The organism is Reichenbachiella sp. 5M10, from assembly GCF_002742335.1.
Classification (GTDB): Bacteria; Bacteroidota; Bacteroidia; order Cytophagales; family Cyclobacteriaceae; genus Reichenbachiella.
This window is the reverse complement of sequence record NZ_MDGR01000007.1, coordinates 2,433,865-2,451,496: the sequence shown is the minus strand read 5'-3', so window position 1 is coordinate 2,451,496 and position 17,632 is coordinate 2,433,865. Positions and strand designations below refer to the sequence as shown.

At 45.3% G+C, this 17,632-nt stretch carries 14 protein-coding genes; 11 read left to right on the top strand and 3 right to left on the bottom strand.

Features of this window, described 5'->3' with window-relative positions:
• The first annotated feature begins 141 nt into the window (after window positions 1-141).
• The 9 genes from BFP72_RS09815 (at window position 142) to BFP72_RS09775 (ending at window position 8,547) form a co-directional block, all read left to right on the top strand.
• Window positions 142-2,565 carry a penicillin acylase family protein gene (locus BFP72_RS09815; protein ID WP_099598966.1) on the top strand — a complete coding sequence of 808 codons (2,424 nt, stop codon included), beginning with the start codon at window positions 142-144 and terminating at the stop codon, window positions 2,563-2,565.
• Between the two features lie 2 nt (window positions 2,566-2,567).
• Window positions 2,568-2,939 carry a hypothetical protein gene (locus BFP72_RS09810; RefSeq protein WP_099598965.1) on the top strand — a complete coding sequence of 124 codons (372 nt, stop codon included), beginning with the start codon at window positions 2,568-2,570 and terminating at the stop codon, window positions 2,937-2,939.
• Between the two features lie 28 nt (window positions 2,940-2,967).
• Complete coding sequence (gene msrB, locus BFP72_RS09805) at window positions 2,968-3,351, top strand: peptide-methionine (R)-S-oxide reductase MsrB (protein ID WP_099598964.1); 384 nt, start codon at window positions 2,968-2,970, stop codon at window positions 3,349-3,351.
• A 99-nt stretch (window positions 3,352-3,450) separates the two neighbouring features.
• Complete coding sequence (gene lhgO / locus BFP72_RS09800; RefSeq protein ID WP_099598963.1) at window positions 3,451-4,644, top strand: L-2-hydroxyglutarate oxidase; 1,194 nt, start codon at window positions 3,451-3,453, stop codon at window positions 4,642-4,644.
• 371 nt (window positions 4,645-5,015) lie between these two features.
• On the top strand, window positions 5,016-5,945 hold the full coding sequence (locus BFP72_RS09795; RefSeq protein WP_099598962.1) for a PLP-dependent cysteine synthase family protein: 930 nt from the start codon (window positions 5,016-5,018) through the stop codon (window positions 5,943-5,945).
• Window positions 5,945-6,370 carry a M67 family metallopeptidase gene (locus BFP72_RS09790; RefSeq protein ID WP_099598961.1) on the top strand — a complete coding sequence of 142 codons (426 nt, stop codon included), beginning with the start codon at window positions 5,945-5,947 and terminating at the stop codon, window positions 6,368-6,370. The genes BFP72_RS09795 and BFP72_RS09790 overlap by 1 nt, the downstream gene beginning before the upstream one ends.
• A 4-nt stretch (window positions 6,371-6,374) precedes the next feature.
• Complete coding sequence (locus tag BFP72_RS09785) at window positions 6,375-6,653, top strand: MoaD/ThiS family protein (protein WP_073118426.1); 279 nt, start codon at window positions 6,375-6,377, stop codon at window positions 6,651-6,653.
• Window positions 6,654-6,655: 2 nt separating this feature from the next.
• The gene (gene moeB, locus BFP72_RS09780; RefSeq protein WP_099598960.1) at window positions 6,656-7,792 is read left to right on the top strand and encodes a molybdopterin-synthase adenylyltransferase MoeB; all 1,137 of its coding nucleotides are present in this window, start codon (window positions 6,656-6,658) and stop codon (window positions 7,790-7,792) included.
• Window positions 7,793-7,920: 128 nt separating this feature from the next.
• Window positions 7,921-8,547, top strand: coding sequence for a YceI family protein (locus tag BFP72_RS09775; RefSeq protein WP_099598959.1), 627 nt, complete (start codon window positions 7,921-7,923; stop codon window positions 8,545-8,547).
• Between the two features lie 143 nt (window positions 8,548-8,690).
• Here the strand turns inward: BFP72_RS09775 and BFP72_RS09770 are convergent, their stop codons facing one another.
• The 3 genes from BFP72_RS09770 to BFP72_RS09760 form a co-directional block, all read right to left on the bottom strand.
• A complete protein-coding gene (locus tag BFP72_RS09770) occupies window positions 8,691-9,929 on the bottom strand; it encodes a hypothetical protein (RefSeq protein ID WP_099598958.1) in 1,239 nt (412 codons plus the stop codon).
• A 22-nt stretch (window positions 9,930-9,951) separates the two neighbouring features.
• Window positions 9,952-10,485, bottom strand: coding sequence for a YceI family protein (locus BFP72_RS09765; RefSeq protein ID WP_158233365.1), 534 nt, complete (start codon window positions 10,483-10,485; stop codon window positions 9,952-9,954).
• Window positions 10,486-10,853: 368 nt separating this feature from the next.
• Window positions 10,854-12,320, bottom strand: coding sequence for a tetratricopeptide repeat protein (locus BFP72_RS09760; protein WP_143520019.1), 1,467 nt, complete (start codon window positions 12,318-12,320; stop codon window positions 10,854-10,856).
• A 430-nt stretch (window positions 12,321-12,750) separates the two neighbouring features.
• On the opposite strand from BFP72_RS09760, the gene BFP72_RS09755 reads away from it, so the two are divergent.
• Both BFP72_RS09755 and BFP72_RS09750 read left to right on the top strand, forming a co-directional pair.
• The gene (locus BFP72_RS09755) at window positions 12,751-15,885 is read left to right on the top strand and encodes a SusC/RagA family TonB-linked outer membrane protein (RefSeq protein ID WP_099598955.1); all 3,135 of its coding nucleotides are present in this window, start codon (window positions 12,751-12,753) and stop codon (window positions 15,883-15,885) included.
• 17 nt (window positions 15,886-15,902) lie between these two features.
• Window positions 15,903-17,624, top strand: a complete 1,722-nt coding sequence (locus tag BFP72_RS09750; RefSeq protein ID WP_099598954.1) for a RagB/SusD family nutrient uptake outer membrane protein — start codon at window positions 15,903-15,905, stop codon at window positions 17,622-17,624.
• Window positions 17,625-17,632 lie beyond the last annotated feature (8 nt).

Here is a 17,632-nt window from a genome sequence, read left to right as displayed (position 1 = left end):
ACTCATGTTGTGACATGAAAATTAATCAATAGAGAACGCAAACGTCCTCTTGTAGAAATTTTATTTCCAACTTATTGTGTGTCTCTTTGTGCGCTTGACACATCTCAATTATCTTAGAAATTCAATATTCAACAATCCAACATGAAGGTATTTCGGTTTTTAGTAGCTCTGATCTTAACCATCCTATTCATTTCATATGTCAATTTCAAACAGGGCGATATTCCTCCTTTGGGGAAGTTTATGAGCCCTTTTACAGGGTTTTGGAAGAATGGGGAGGCGTCCAAATTTGTCATGGCTAAAAAGCTGAAAGCCAAGCAGCTCAAAGAAGATGTGACCATTAAATTTGATGATCAAGTGATCCCTCATATTTTTGCAAGCAATGATTATGACTTGTATTTTGCTCAGGGTTACATCACGGCGTACCACCGGTTGTGGCAGATGGAGTTTCAAGTGATGGCTACTGAGGGACGTATCTCAGAGATCATCGGTGAGAAGGCTATTGATTTTGACAAAACAAACCGAAGAAAGGGCTTGAAGTATGCGGCCAAGCGATCGTTGAACCTATTGACTCAGGACCCTAAAGTGCATAACATGATGCAAGCATACACCGATGGTGTCAACTATTGGATCAACTCACTGTCTTATGAGGATTATCCGATAGAGTACAAGCTTTTGGATTATGCGCCAGAACCGTGGACCAATCTCAAATCTGCCCTGTTGCTAAAGTATATGGCAGATATGCTTTCTTCTGGGGAGGCAGATTTAGAAAATACCAACGCGCTTGCATTGCTTGGTAGAGACGATTTCGAAATGTTGTTTCCAGAGTCTTTTGCTCAGGTAGATCCGGTGATTCCGAGTTCTCGCAAGTGGGATTTTGAACCGATCCAGGTGGATCGACCAGACGTGAAATTCCCACAGACTTTCACACCAGAGGCTATAGAAAAGCCGGACCCTAGCAACGGGTCCAATAATTTTGTCGTAGGGAGATCCAAGACAGCCAACGGCCGGGTCTTGCTTGCCAACGAACCCGACTTGGCATTGAACTTACCTTCGATTTGGTATGTGACGCAGCTGCATGCGCCGGGTGTCAACGTGTTTGGCGCGACAATTCCCGGGGCCCCAGGTATCATTGTGGGGTTCAATGATTCGATCGCTTGGGGGGTGACCAACGCCAAGCGTGATGTGGTGGATTGGTACAACATCGAATTTAGGAACCAACGAAGAGAAGAATACCGCTATGACAACAAATGGCTGAAGACCGAAAAGGTCGTCGAGCGGATCAAAGTCAGAGGTGGAGAGACAGTTTATGATACGATAGTGCATACACACTATGGGCCGGTAGTCTACGATCGCAACTTCAAAGGCAACGGTGAGAGCCTCAATTTTGCCATGAAGTGGACAGCACATGAAGAGTCGATGGAGGTCAAGACCTTCTACGAACTCAACCGCGCCAAAAATTACGAAGAGTACGTGGATGCTTTGCAGTATTTTATGGCACCTGCACAGAATTTTGCTTTTGCTGCAGCGAATGGAGACATTGCTCTATGGATCAACGGCAGGTTTCCTGTCAAGTGGGAGGAGCAAGGGAAGTTTTTGATGGATGGGTCTGATTCTCGACAGGAGTGGGTACAGGACATGCCACGGGAGCATTTGGCTTACATATACAACCCCGATCAGGATTTTGTGAGCTCTGCCAATCAACATCCGGTAGATTCGACTTACCCCTACTATGTTTATGATTACAACTACGAGTTTTATCGAAACCGACGCATCAATGACCGCCTGCGCTTGATGAATAGCATCGAGGTAGGGGACATGATGAAGCTACAAAACGACAACTACAACTACCGTGCATCGGAGAGTCTACCGCTGATGCTGGATAGTTTAGACACGGCGAGGATGTCTGCTCCTCAGAAAGGTGCTTACAATCTGCTTCGTCGATGGGATTATTTCAATGATCCTGAAAATCAATCACCAAGCTACTATGAGGAATGGTGGAAAGCACTGTATGGACTGATTTGGGATGAGTTTGACAACAGGGAAATCGCTCTCAATAAACCGCATGTATTCAATACAATCTACCTTATGAGGAATGATGGAGCGAACAAATATTTTGACTTGCAATCTACGGATCAGAAGGAGACCGTCGTGGATCTGATCAATCAGTCGTTCGTCACTGCAGTGGAGCGAATCGAAGAGTGGAAAGAGGAACACGAAGAGGATCGTGTGGATTGGTTTGTTTACAAGAATACAGGAGCGAGACATATTTTGAAATTGGCACCATTCTCTGTGGAGAATATTAGAATCGGAGGCAACCGAAACATCGTCAATGCTGCGAGCAGCGGACATGGACCTTCGTGGCGCATGGTAGTGGAGTTGGACGAAAAGCAAGTACGAGCTTGGGGGGTGTATCCAGGTAGTCAAACAGGGAACCCAGGCAATCCAGCTTATGCGGAGATGATTGATAATTGGGCCAATGGGACATATTATCCACTCAATTTTCTGCATTCTCCTCAGGAGGAAAATCCAAACATTGTTTATTCTCAAGTACTAAAAGCGAAGTAAAGATGAAATTTATAATTAGACTAATAGCGATTGGAGCCTTGAGCTTTTTGTGTGCTTTGGTGATGCCATGGTGGTCTTTGATACTCGTAGCGGGTTGCGTTGCGTTCTTATTGCCAGGGGGTACATTCAATTCTTTGTTGAGTGGATTGCTTGGTGGAGGATTGCTGTGGATGGCGATGGCTTGGGTGATCGATGTAGAGACCGAATCAATCCTCTCGACCAAGATCGTGGAGTTGTTTCCGGTAGACGATGTGACTATGCTCATCATTGCGACTGGGGTCTTGGGAGGAGTTGCTGGTGCATTGGGCGCTTTTACAGGCAACAGCTTCAGACAGATGTTCGTCAAGAAGAAGGAAAAGAGTTTTTATAGCTGACACAGACACGATTGTAAGGAATCAAACCATGGAGAAAACAGAAGAAGAATGGAGAGCTTCGCTTGACGCAGAGCAATATCACGTTTTGCGGGAGAAGGGAACAGAGCGCCCTTTTACGGGGAAGTATTGGGATTTTGCCAAGGATGGTATATATCACTGTGCAGGATGCGGGGAGGAGCTCTTCGAGTCCTCGACCAAGTTTGATGCGGGTTGTGGATGGCCGAGTTTCTTTCAGCCCACTGACAAATCCAAAGTGACCAATCATGTAGACTATACACACGGGATGACTCGTACCGAGGTGACGTGTTCCAATTGTGGAGGACATCTTGGACATGTGTTTACCGATGGGCCAGCACCTACGGGTTTGCGCTATTGTATCAATTCTGTCTCGATAGACTTCAAAGAGAAGTAAAATTCGCCTCTCGAGGATTCGGGAGCAACGTCCACTTGCATTTCGTTGATTCTTTGCTCAATTTCGAGCCTCAGTTTATCACACATTATCAGACTACACATGAAAGATGTCATCGTCATCGGCGGAGGAATCGTAGGATTGGCTAGCGCTTGGAAGATCCTCGAAAAGGCTCCCAATACCTCTATTGCTATTTTGGAAAAGGAGTCAGGCCCAGCCAAGCACCAGACGGGCAACAACAGTGGTGTGATCCATTCGGGCTTGTACTACAAGCCAGGGAGCTTGAAAGCTACCAATTGCATCAAGGGCTACCATTTGCTTTTGGACTTTTGTCAAAAAGAAGAAATTAAGTACGATCTGTGTGGCAAGATTGTCGTGGCTACCGACGAGGCTGAGGTGCCGTACCTGACTACACTACACGAGCGTGGCGAACAAAACGGCCTGACGAACATGCTGTGGTTGGACCAGGATCAACTCAAAGAATACGAGCCGCACGTCAATGGTGTCAAAGGGATCTACGTCCCTCAGACTGGGATCATCGATTATACGGCTGTATGTAAGAAGCTGGAAGAAAAACTACTCACAGCAGGCGCAGAAATACACTACAACCACAAGGTAGTCAAAATAAATGCTGCACCACAGGTACAAACCATCGTGACAGACAAGGGAGATTTCGAAGGCAAGTTGGTCGTGAACTGCGCCGGCTTGTACTCGGACAAGGTAGCCAAGATGACGCCTCTCAAGCCCGATCTAAAGATCGTGCCTTTTCGGGGCGAGTACTACCAACTCAAGAAGGAAAGTCAGCACCTGGTCAAGAATTTGATTTATCCGGTGCCTGACCCGAACTTCCCGTTCCTAGGTGTGCACTTTACGCGAATGATCAACGGAGGGGTAGAGGCAGGTCCCAATGCCGTTTTGGCTTTTCAGAGGGAGGGCTACAAGAAGTCGGATATCAACCTAGCCGAACTGGCAGAGACACTGGCATGGCCAGGTTTTCAAAAAGTAGCTGCCAAGTACTGGCGAACAGGGTTTGGTGAGATGTATCGTTCGTTCTCCAAGGCTGCTTTTACCAAGGCGCTACAAAAGCTCATCCCAGAGATCCAAGAGTCTGATCTAGAAGTAGGCGGGGCAGGTGTCCGTGCGCAAGCCTGCGATCGAAACGGAGGGCTGTTGGATGATTTTCAGATTCTCGAAGACGAACACTTCGTCAATGTCTGCAATGCACCATCACCCGCAGCTACTTCGTCGCTGGCGATCGGCGATGAGATTTCTAGTCGCGTATTGGCGAGAGCTTAGAGAGGGGAATTAAAAGTGAGAAAGTTTACCGCTCTGTTTCGTGTCCTCACGAAACGATTGTGCGTTAAGTGATTCTCCGTTCTTGAATCTAACTCTTGATTCTCGACCAAAATTTCTAACGAAAAAACTAGCAATTTTTGATCGAATAGCGGAACATTGCGTTGAACCCTTTTTAATACAAAAGAAAGTGAATAAAATCAGTACCATGGACACATTCAAGAAAGCGATGAGGATGGCAGATTGCTGTTGTTGCGTTTCATAATGTGATTTGTGGGAAAGTATCGATTTAAATAAACGCTCGTCAGAGATCAAAATATTTAAAAGCCTTTCCCTTTCGAGGAAAGGCTTTTTTGTTGAAATAAACTAAAACAATGGTGATCAATCAAGAATCAGAAGTATTTAAAAGTATCACAACGCTGGGCAAGTATGTCGGCAATACACCCCTGTACGAAATTCAGCATTTGTCTCCTAAGCCAAAGGTGAAGATCTATGCCAAAATGGAATGGATGCAGTTTGGCGGGAGTGTCAAGACCAGACCCGCTTACCAAATCATCAAAGCAGCGCTGGAGAGTGGTGAACTCGGTACAGGCAAAACGCTACTAGATGCTTCCAGTGGGAACACGGGCTTGGCATATGCGACGATATGTGCACGGCTGGGGATTCCTGTGACGATTTGCCTCCCTGAGAATGCATCATGGGAACGCAAGAAGTTGCTCAAAGGCTTAGGTGTCAACATCGTCTATACATCGAAGTTTGGTTCGTCCGATGAGTCGGAGGCCAAGGCGCACGAGATGTACAATAACGAGCCGGACAAGTACTTTCTCGCCAATCAATACAACAACGAGAACAACTGGAAAGCCCACTACGAAGGGACAGGACCTGAGATATTTGAGGAGTTGGGAGATAGCATCACGCACTTCATGACAGGACTCGGTACTACGGGCTCGTTTACTGGGATCAGCAAGTACCTCAAGGAACGAGACCCTAGCATCCAAACGATCGGATTGCAACCGGATGGTGCATTGCACGGATTGGAGGGATGGAAGGACATGGAGACGGCCAAGGTGCCGGGTATTTATGATACTTCACTGGTCGATGCAATCAAGCACGTGGATACCTATGATGCTTATGATATGCTCAAAGAGACGGCTAAAAAGGAGGGGGTTCTACTGAGTCCATCTTCTGCAGCGAACCTCAAAGGGGCGATCGATCTAGCCAATGAGATCGAGGAGGGAGTCATCGTGACACTTTTCCCTGACAATGCGGAGAAATACAGCGAAATCATCAAATCACTATTCTGATGAGTAAAAAAGTCATAGTCGATCACGAAATATTGGCTTCTATGCACAGGCATGCCCTGGCAGATTTTCCCAACGAATGCGTAGGCTTTTTCTTTGGAGAGTCGGCTGGTGAAGCCAAAAAAGTGACAGAATACACCCCATTGGAGAATTCCAAAGTGGGGGATCAACGAAGAAGGTTTGAAGTAGATCCAAAGGACTACATGGCTGCCGAAAAATATGCTATTGAAAGCAAGCAGGAATTGCTGGGAGTGTATCACTCACACCCCAAGCACCCTGCTGAGCCTTCGGTGCATGATCGGGCGCAGGCTTTGCCTTTCTTTTCATACATCATCGCCTCTGTCTCGGAGACCGCGGTTCAAAACACACGGTCTTGGCAGCTCAATGAGCAAAACGAGTTTGAGGAGGAAATCATTACGAACGAATAACAACATGGCAGAAATAATCATACCGACACCCCTAAGGAAATTTGCAGACAATCAGGCGACTATCGCCGTGGCAGGAGACAACATCCTGTCTGCGATTGAGGATCTGGTGACACAGTTTCCGGATTTGAAGAAGCAAATATTTGATGCACAGGGACAAATCAAGCGTTTCATCAGAATCTACAAAGGAGAAGACGATATCGAGTCACTGGACAATGAAAAGACGGCCATCGAGGCAGATACGGTAATCAGCATCATTCCAGCCATAGCAGGAGGAGCAAACTAGATATGTCGACTACATTTTCGAAAGCGGAACTAGAGCGATACAGTCGCCATCTGATCATCCCGGAGTTCAACATCGAGGGACAGCGCAAACTCAAAGAGGCTAAGGTGCTCGTCGTGGGCAGTGGTGGCTTGGGTAGTCCAGTGTTGTTGTATTTAGCTGCTGCGGGAGTAGGGCACATCGGGATCGTGGACTTTGATGTGGTGGATGATTCGAATCTACAACGTCAGGTGTTGTTTACGGTCGAGGATGTAGGGCAGTCCAAAGCAGCCACTGCTAAGACACGGCTTGAGAAACTCAATCCCTTCATCGAATTTACTGTACATGATACGGCATTGACCTCTGACAATGCACTGGAGATATTCAAGGATTATGATGTGATCGCAGACGGTACGGACAATTTTGCGACGAGGTATTTGGTCAACGACGCTTGCGTGATTCTTGACAAAGTGAACGTTTATGCTTCGATCTTTCGCTTCGAAGGACAACTGTCAGTGTTCAACTATGTGGACAAAACCGGTGTGCGGGGACCACACTACCGAGACCTCTTTCCTTCACCTCCTCCTCCGGGGCTTGTGCCGAGCTGTGCCGAAGGCGGTGTGATGGGTGTCTTGCCAGGGATGATTGGTACCATGCAGGCCAATGAAGTAATCAAAGTGATCACGGGAATAGGGGAGCCGCTTAGCGGGCGTTTGTTTTTGTTCGACACGTTGTCTTTTGAGACGCGGACGATGAAGATCCGGAAAAACCCGAATACTGCTCCCGTGACGGAACTGATCGACTATGAGTTCTTCTGTGGTTCAGGACACGAGGAGCAAGAAGAACCCGTGCGTGAGATTACAGCAGTACAGCTCAAGGAATGGAAAGACACGGACAAGGCATTTCAACTCATCGATGTGCGTGAGCCGTATGAGTTTGATATCGCCAATATCGGCGGCACGTTGATCCCACAAAACCAGATCGAGGCTCAACTGGATCAAATCCAAAAGGACGAGGACGTAGTGCTCTACTGTCGTAGTGGCAATCGCAGTGCGGGTGTCTTGCGTACACTCAAGGCCAAAGGCTATGGTAATCTCTACAACCTACGAGGAGGTATCTTGTCGTGGGCTGAGCAGATTGACCCTGAGATGGCGAAGTACTAGGGTTTCGAGCCAAGAGCTAAGAAGTACTTGGAGTGGTATGTCATGAGGGACACTCTGTGTGTTGTAGAGGTTTATATTTCTGCATTCGCAGAGAATGATATAGTTTCGTAGCACGTATATTTATCTCAATGGATCAGCTTTTACGTTTTTCTTTTTTCGCTTTTTTGATGTGTATGTTGCTTGGCATGACTCCCATGCTCTATGGTCAAAACAAAAGCCATACGGTCAAAATAAAGTCGAGTACAATCAGCGTATTGGGCAAGACCAATGTCAATGAGTTTGAATGTACGCTGCACAAGGAAGGGCTTAGGGAAGGAATGCGAGTGGAGAGTCAGTGGTCTTCGTATCAGTTGCGTTTCGAAGGGCTATTGTTGAGATACCGCATCAGTGATTTTGATTGTGGGATGGAGGTGATGAATGCCGATTTTCGTGAATTACTCCAAGCTGAGGAGTACCCTTTTTTGCAATTGCAAATCCATAATTTGCTACTGGCTCAAAACACGACTGAGATAGCCAGGCTCAATGTGTCTGCCGATGTGTCAATCGAACTGGCGGGAGTCATCAGAGATTATCGTGTGTATCACGGTACTGTGATCAATCAATCTGCACATGATTTGGTGTTTAGAGGAAGTCAGTTGATGAAAATGTCAGATTTTGGGATCGAACCTCCGACGAAGTTTTTAGGTACGATCAAGGTAGCAGACGAGATTGTTGTGGAGTTTGAGATCCACATGAATGCAATCCCTATTCCATAAAAAGGCTGCTCCAAATGGAAACAGCCTTTGTAGTCGCATTATTTATTCGTTAGGGTTGGATTCAACAGAGATCTGAGCTTTCGTTCGGTTCCGTGGAGAAGCTCATTCTCCAATAAACCTGTGGCTGTAGTTGTTTAGCTGGCTTAGAAGGCAATGGTCGCTTCGAGCATAAAACCTTTGAATTCTGCACCTTGGTATAGGGTGCCGTCGTAGGCCTCACCACTGTACTGCTGGTTGACGTACTCTAGTTTGGTCATGACATTTTGGGTCAAGAACCATCCGCCACCGATGTTGAATCGTGTGATTTGTTCGTCATCTGCAGCGTCGTTTTTCGTGCCTTGTACGCTGTTGTATCGACCACCTGCGTAGAACTGCTCGCTGGTTCCGAATCGATAGAGCGCCTCAGCACCGACTTGGTTGTAGCTGCCACCCACGTCGCTATTGCCATTGCTAGAGAATTCTAGTACTCCGAAGAATTCCAAGCCTTTGTACTTGACGAATGGGTTGATCTGTACGGCGGTTTGATAGGCAAAGCCTGGGTTGACTCGTCCCGCGAAATCACTACCATCAAGGACATTGAAATAATTGGCACCTGCACGGTCTCCACCGTATAGATAGTCACGCGTACCTTTGTCTGTACTGTGGTATAGAGAGCCTGTCAATCTCAGACGAAGGTCATCGCTCACGTAGTTGTCATAGCCAAGCTTGCCATAGAGTGCTACCCCATCATCGCCAGGAGTAGGAGACTGGTTGAGACGTCCGTTGGTCATACCCAGTACACCGATGAAACCAGAATGCTGTACTGTCACTTCAGCAAATGGCTCAGTGGTAAATGCATCCATGATGTAGTTTCCTACAAAGGGGTTGTAGATGGTGTTGGCATTGTCAGAGCGTCTAAAGTGTGTGTCACCGTAGTTGATGTCATCCATACCTACTTTGAGGGTCATGTACTGCATGACGCCACTGAGGAACCCAGGCTTGATGAATTCTAGTTTGTCTATTTGTAGGTACCCTCCTTTGACGTAGGCTTCTGTGTGGTGACGTGAAGAGAGGTAAGTACGCATGTGCAATCTCATTCCATCATACAACTGTACATCCAAGTTGAGATTGGCACTGGGGAGGTTGAAATTGCTAGCTAGTTCTGTCAGAGAATCCCCAGAGTTGGTTTGTGTCAAGCCCTGAAACTGTAGGTTGAAATCTCCCCCTACTCTTACTTTCATACCATCGTATTGGACGGTGTTCTCTTTGCTGGTTTCGAATACATTGACTCCTCTTTGGTCATTGTATCGGTAGTACTGAATGTCAGCTCTCTGACCCATCACCACGCTTGCTGTCATGAGCAAGGTCAAGGTGAATACTGATTTTAAATGGTTGTATTTCATGTGATTGTATGTTGAGCGTTAGTTAATATGTAAAGTCTAAATTGTACTTAATGGTCACTTCATCTCCTGTTACTAGGGATCCAAACATAGCTGTAGGAGGGGTGATGTCATATTGACTCATCACGAGTTGGTGTGTGCCTTCTACTTTCAGAATCCCATTTGCGTAGGTGGTTACTTTTCCTTTCAGTTGGATGTCTTTGGTTTGTCCTGCCAAAGTGAGCTTGCCTTTCCCGTTGACCGATTGGTTGTTTATATTCAAGGCGTTTGCTTCGAATATTATCTTGGGAAATTTGTCCTCCAACAGTGCATCGTAAGTCTTACTATCCATGATGGATTTACCGCTTTTGATGGATTTGGTGATGATTTCCACTTTCAGATTCTTGATTTGATTTCCGTTTATTTGGCCAGTCACTGTATAGGTGTTGACCTTGGACTCCCAGTCGTGGACGGACGAGGTGCCTAGGATGCTTAAGGAGCTTTTGTCTGTGTTTAGCTGGAGTTGAGACTGTCCGACCAACAGGCTAGTGCACAAAATGACTAACAGGCTAATTTTCATAGTAGTTTGTTTTCGAATGAATGAAGTATGTAGAGTTTGTATGAAGTCAGAGACTGATTGTGTCCATTCCATTGTTTGGGAGGGACAGGTGTCAGTTGTTGAACAACTCCGAGATCTCTAGAGTATCTCGGGGTTGTTTCTGATTTTCATAAGACTAAGGTAGGAGGAGGGTTGGATTCTTGCCATGACGTGGTCTTTGTCTCAATATGACTTATGTCATGTTTTTCCATCGATAAGAATAATATGGAGCTGTGTCGATTACACGGGTTTTGTCTGCATGAGGGATCCAGACGGTTTTGTAGGGTACTGTTGAGCAATCAGGTATTGCTTCGAGAATACGAGTTTTGTAAGGTTTAGATGTAAGGGGGTTAATCTATGTTTGCGATCAATTCCTCTAAGTTTTCACTTCTCTCTAGGTTCATTTTTTTTCTGAGCCGATACCGTGTGGTATGGACGCTTTCTACGGATATCCCGAGGAGTTTGGACATGTCTTTACTGCTGAAGTTGAGTTTGATGAGTGCACAGATTTTTCGGTCTCCTTGTGAGAGATTGGGGTAGGTTCTGTCCAAAGTCTTGTAAAAACGTTTGTTAACCGAAATGAAGCGAGCCTCGAACTCTTTCCAGTCGTTGCTGGTGGTAGTGGTGATGCTTTTGGCTAGTTTATTGAGTTTGTTTTTGTCTGGATTTTCTTTCTGTTCATTGAGTTGTTTTTTGAGCTCTTCTAGCATTTCTTCTCGTTGGATGACTTGTAGAGCGGAGGCTGTTAGCTCTTTGTTTTTGACTTCTAGTACCTCTCTGGATTTTTGTCTTTCTAAGAATCTCTTTTCATCCAAGAGCCGTTTTTTGGCCTTGTACTTGGACCGGAAGAAACGATAGGTGAGAAATATAAGGACGATCATAAAACCAATCGTGCCATAGAGGATATAGGATTGGAGTCGCCATATTTTGTCTTCTTGTTCGAATTGCTTGATTTTTTGTTCCTGTAGTTGGAGTTGTTGTCTTTCCTTGGTTAACCGAAATTCATCCTTTATTTCTAAAAGGAACTTATTGTTTTCGCTGCGGCTTCCAAATTGACGCTCAGTTTGTTCCTTAGCTTTTTTGAGCATTTCATAGGCCTTGCTGGGGTCACCCGTTTCGAAGAGGAACTCTGCGTAGGTTTCATAGACGTCTGGCAGTAAGTCTGCGTGACTCTTGTGTTGGATGCCTGCAGCAATGGCACTGAGATAGTATTCATCTGCTTTGCCATATTGATGCAGTGATTGATAAATCCGCGCGAGGAAGTAATGGTACATGACCAAGTAATAATGGTGATGATTACTGAGGTGTTGATTGATCGGCAGTAGTAGCTTGAGCGCTTCGGCTGGTTTGCCCTCTAGAAAGTTGATGTATCCTAGTTCGGCTGTGATGAAGGCGGATCCAAAGGGCTGTGTAGGATCATTTACCTTAATGAAACTACAGCTGTCTAGGTAGGTTTTGGCGAGGTTGTACTGCCCACGTTTTCTATAGAGGGATGCCAGAGGGTAATATCCCGAGATGAGCCCTTCTGGGCTTTCTCCTGTTTTTTGGATGTGCTCCTTTCGTATTTGCAGGGATTTGTTGAAGTTGAGGATTGCCAATTCGTCCCGTTGGTACAGGATATAGAGCCACCCTAGTCCAGATTCGATAGACGCTTTGGCCAATTGATTATCTATTGCATCGGCGAGTGTGAGGGCTTCCCAGTATCCATCGTAGGACGCACTGAAATTGCCATTGTGAGCATACAAATCTGAGAGCTCTACGATGCATTTGATGAGCATCACAGTGTCTTTGGCTTGGATGAATTTGTTTTGACTCATCTTGAAGAGTAGGGTAGAGCTGTCGGGGTTCTGAAATTTTAGTTCAAGAGCCTTGTCAAGCAGTTGGTGTGCCAGGGAATCTGTATTGCTTTTTTGAATATTTTGACAATGGACTGTACAAATCATACCCATGAGAAGACTAAGTGTGAGTAAGAATTGTCTAGTTTGATTTAGTCTTTTTATGTGTGTATTGATATTCGTAATTATTTGTAAATCAGTGTTTAGTGTTTTTTTCTTCATGAGTTTGTCTAGTTGCATATGCTCCGAAAAAATGCTCTTGTTCAGTTTGTGTATAGTGCCAAAGTAAGGATAAAGTTATGATATATACCATATTTGATTTGTCGATAAAGTCAAATATATCTGTCGAATACTGTTCAGAGTGTTTCGGTTTTGTCGGATTACTATTTATTATTAACTAAAGCATAATTGAATGAAAAGACTATTTACATTAATGAAATGTTGCCTCTTTTTGGTGATGTGCATGGGCATGAGTAATCTCGTCCAGGCACAATCCAAAATAGTAGGTAAAGTGACAGACGATGGGGATGGCTCGGAGATTCCGGGTGTCAACGTGATGGTAAAAGGAACAACCGTCGGTACTGTGACTGATTTGGATGGTAACTATAGTTTGGAAGTGCCAGCCGATGCAGAGGCCTTGGTGTTTAGCTATATCGGCTATATGAAGCAAGAAGTGCTCATAAGCGGAAGATCGAGTATCGATGTAAGCTTGGTCACTGATGTAGAACAGCTCGAGGAAGTAGTGGTCGTAGGCTACGGGGTACAGAAAAAGAAAGAGGTAACTGGCGCAGTGGCTTCATTGAAATCTGACGAGCTTTTGAAAAATGCTACCCCTGATATAGGAGATGCGATGCAAGGACAGATAGCAGGTGTCAATGTGCAAGCAGCCAGTGGTCGCCCTGGAGAAAAGTCGAATGTGCAGATTCGTGGGATTGGATCTGTAAATTCAGGTGCTTTGGGTCCGCTTTATGTCGTGGATGGCGTAGCGTATCAAAACGATCCAAATATTGCGCCCGAGCAAATTGAATCCATTGAAGTACTCAAGGATGGTGCAGCAGCGGCTATCTATGGGGTGAGAGCTTCAAATGGTGTGATCTTGATTACCACCAAGCGGGGAAAACCAGGCCGTATGCAGGTTGATTTTTCTGCCTATGCAGGAGTTCAAAATATCACTTCGGGTACACCGCTCATGAATACAGAGGAGATGCTGTATGTAGAAGAAGTGAAATTGGCAGCCGACGGCAAAGAGCCTTTGGTGTTTGTTTTCAACCCGGATGCATTGGACTATGATACTGATTTTGTAGGTGATGTACAAAATGACAATGCATTGATGCAAAGTTATAACTTGAACGTGGCGGGTGGACAAGAGAATTTGACATTGAGCTTGAACGCCAACTACTTCAAGCAGGACGGTGTATTGATCAATTCGGGATATGATCGTTTGACGACACGTCTGAGTGGTGAATACAAATTGGGCAAATTCAGAGCGTTTGCTACCGTCGCTTTGACAGAGGAGAACACGCAGCAAGAACCATGGGCACTTTACGAATACGCAGTGATTCAAAAGCCTTGGCAGAAAGGGATCAATGATTTGGAAACCTTTGGTCAAAATCAGGTGATCGTACCAGATGATAATCCGATTCAATACGGATTTTTGTCAAGACAACTCAATAACGAGGACAATCGTGTCGTCAACAGTAGCAATGTCGCCATCAACTTAGAGTATGAGATCATAGATGGTTTGAGTTATCAAGTCAACTTGGGAAGAAACGATTGGAACTATCAACGCAAGTTCTTTCAGCCGCAATACTTGGCATACAACTCGGATGGAAATTTGCAGCCAGGTGGCTCGAATATCCAAGCTTTGCTCAACGAAGAGTTCACATTCACTTCTAAAAACACTTTGGAGAATATTTTGAAATTCCAAAGGCAATTTGGTAAGCACAATGTAGGAGCTACTTTGGTGTTGTCATACGAAGGCTATACTTCTAAAAATGTAGGTGTAGGAGTCATAGGTCTGCAAAGCAACGATACCGATGTATTGAGTCAAGGGATTGAAGGAACGGCACCAACAGGTACTGAATCGACGCAGAACCTCATCGGTAAGATGGCTAGAGTTCAGTATGGATTCAATGAGAAGTATTTGCTCTCTGCAAGTATTCGGTATGATGGGTCGTCGAACTTTGGGAAGGAAAACCGTTATAACCCATTCTATGGTATCTCAGCGGGTTGGAATGTGAGTGAAGAAGGTTTCTTCAAGAATGCATCAAGCCTTTCTTTTATCAACAATTTGAAGCTAAGAGGGAGTTATGCAGAGCTTGGAAATCAGAGCATTGCTCCTTATCAGTATGCCTCTGTTATCGAAGGAGGTGTCAATTACCCCTTTGGTCAAGAAGGTTCAGAATTCTTGGGTGTAGGAAATGTCCAAAGACGCTATGCCAATCCATTTATCCAGTGGGAGACAACAATATCTAGAAACATCGGATTGGATTTGAGTATGTTAGATGGCAGGTTCAATTTCAGTGCGGATGTCTACCTCAATGACAAGCAGGACATGCTCCTGTCAGAAAGATTGACTCCATCGTCAGGTACATGGCAGACGCGGGCTGTCAGTACATACAACGTGCGGACAATCAATGCAGGCAACATGCAAAACAAAGGAATCGAGCTGGCTTTGGGGTACCGAGACGAGACCAATTTTGGATTGACATGGAGTGTCAATGGGACGTTTACTAAGAACGTCAACGAGGTGACCGATTTGAACGGAGTGGAAGGAATCGCCTATGCAGGAGGACGACCAGTTGTGTCTAGAGGAGAAAGTACGGACTATACGACGTATCTGTCCAAAGGCTATGAAGGAGGAGCATTCTTCTTATTGGAACACGAAGGAGTGATCAAGACGGATGAGCAGTTGAATGACTATTTGTTGCTAGATCCCAATGCTAGAAAAGGAGATATGATGTACCGTGATCAACTGACAGTAGATACGGATGGAGACGGTAAGGCAGATGCAGGAGATGGTGTAATCAATGACAATGACCGTGTGTATGCGGGGTCAGGTCAGCCAGAGTTCGAAGCAGGCCTCATGTTGAATGCGGCATTCAAGGGGTTCGACTTTTATGTGCAAGCATACTACTCATATGGTGCAGAGATTTACAATGGCTCTAAGCTGTATGCATATGGATCAGGTAGACACAAGGATTTGTACTATGGATGGTCACCTCAGAATTCAGACTCAGACATCATGGCTGCTCGTACTTCTCAAGAACACAACAATACACGAGCAAGGTCGGACTACTTCTTGGAGGATGGTACTTATTTGAGAATTAGAAACATCACGTTGGGATATACCATTCCAAACAGTGTACTCAAGGATAAGGTGAACAAGTTGAGATTTTATGTGACTGCACAAAACCCTTTCACATTCACCAAATATGAGGGGTATGATCCAGAAGTAGGGGGAGATGGTTTGTTTACCAGAGGAGTAGACATGGGCAACTACCCTGTGACTAGAAAATTCTTGGCTGGTCTTCAGCTGCAGTTTTAATTCTAAAGCATAGCGAAATGAAAAAAATACTATATATACTATTGATTCCTGTCTTCATGCTTGCGACGAGTTGCAACGAAGACGAGTATTTGACACAAGTCAACCCAAATGCTATCACAACTGATGTGTTTTGGGAGACTAGTTCAGATTTTGACAAGGCACTCTACACTGTGTACGGCGCGCTTCAGTTTCCATCGATCTCTGGCGCATTGTCTGCGCATGATTGGGTCATGGGTGACCTAGGTGGTGCAGAATCATGGATGAAATCATTCGTGTACGTGACTTTGCAATTCAACGATGCGAGTGAGCATGTCAAGAACAGATGGAATGAACTCTACGTCGGGATTTATCGTGCCAATCAAGTCATTCTGCACATTCAAGATGCAGATATGGAAGAAAGTGAGAAGAATCTGATCGTAGCACAAGCGAGATTCTTGAGGGCTTTCTTTTATTTTGAGTTGGTACATAGCTACGGAGGGGCAGTCATCCATACGGTACCCCCAGTGACAGACGAAGATTTTCAGAAGCCTTTCGAATCCAAAGAAAAAGTCACGACTGATGTTATTGTTCCGGATTTGGAATTTGCTCAGACACATCTCGCCGGTATAGAGTGGGAAGGTGACGATCTAGGTCGTGCCAGCTGGGGAGCTGCAACAGCTTTACTGGGCAAAGTACGTCTCTACGAGGAAGATTGGACGAATGCAGCCAAAGAGTTCAAATCGATTATTGATTCTCGTCTCTACAGCTTGGTTCCCAATTTCATGGACAACTTCACCGATGAAAATGAGTTCAATAGCGAATCTATTTTCGAGGTGGCATTCAGTGCAGTCGCTGGCGAAACTGCCAACGCCAACCATATCGATAATTCACCTACTGAGACAGGTTCTGAGTCGAATACGTTCGACGCAAAACTGAGTCACTTGAGTGTAGGGGGCTACAACGAAGTGTTGGCTTCTTATTATTTGCATGAACTGATGTATTACGATGAGATTGATCCGACTCGCAGTATCAACAATGGCTTTACCCAATCACAAAGAATGTATGCGAGTATCGTGCCTTCGGATGGTGATGGCGAGTACTACGGCATACCAGTGGATGAAATCAGTGGGTATGGTTTTGGTCAAAGTGCTTATGTCAAGAAGTTTACCAATTGGTACCAATACAGTTTGGTCAACACGACCAACCCTGTATCCGGGATCAACTTCAGACACATTCGCTATGCAGATGTCTTGTTGATGTATGCAGAGGCGATCCTCAATGAGCAAGGAGATGCAGCAGCCAATGAGGCGATTACTTACATCGATCAGGTCAGAGCAAGAGCAGGAGTCATCACGTTAGATCAATATTTGACTGACAATGGAAATACATTTCCTGCGATGAATCAGAGTGTGATGATTCATGGAGCATTCAACTATGTCGCTCCTACAGCGGACAACTTGATGACCCATATTCAGATGGTGGAGAGACCTATTGAGCTATGCTATGAAGGACACAGATGGAAAGATTTGGTGCGATGGGGTATAGTCAAAGAGGTATTGGATGATCGTTTGGCAGACGAAAACTGGTTGCTAGCCAACTGGGACGCCATTAGAAATCAGCCGCCATTCTATCTCAATGATGAGGCACAGAAGGTAAGAACTGATTATGCAGTGTGTGCTCCTGCTTACAATGCGAGCGCGCATAATTATTTGCCAATCCCAACGGATGAAGTTCAAATCAATTCCGCTTTGGGTAAATAATCACTATT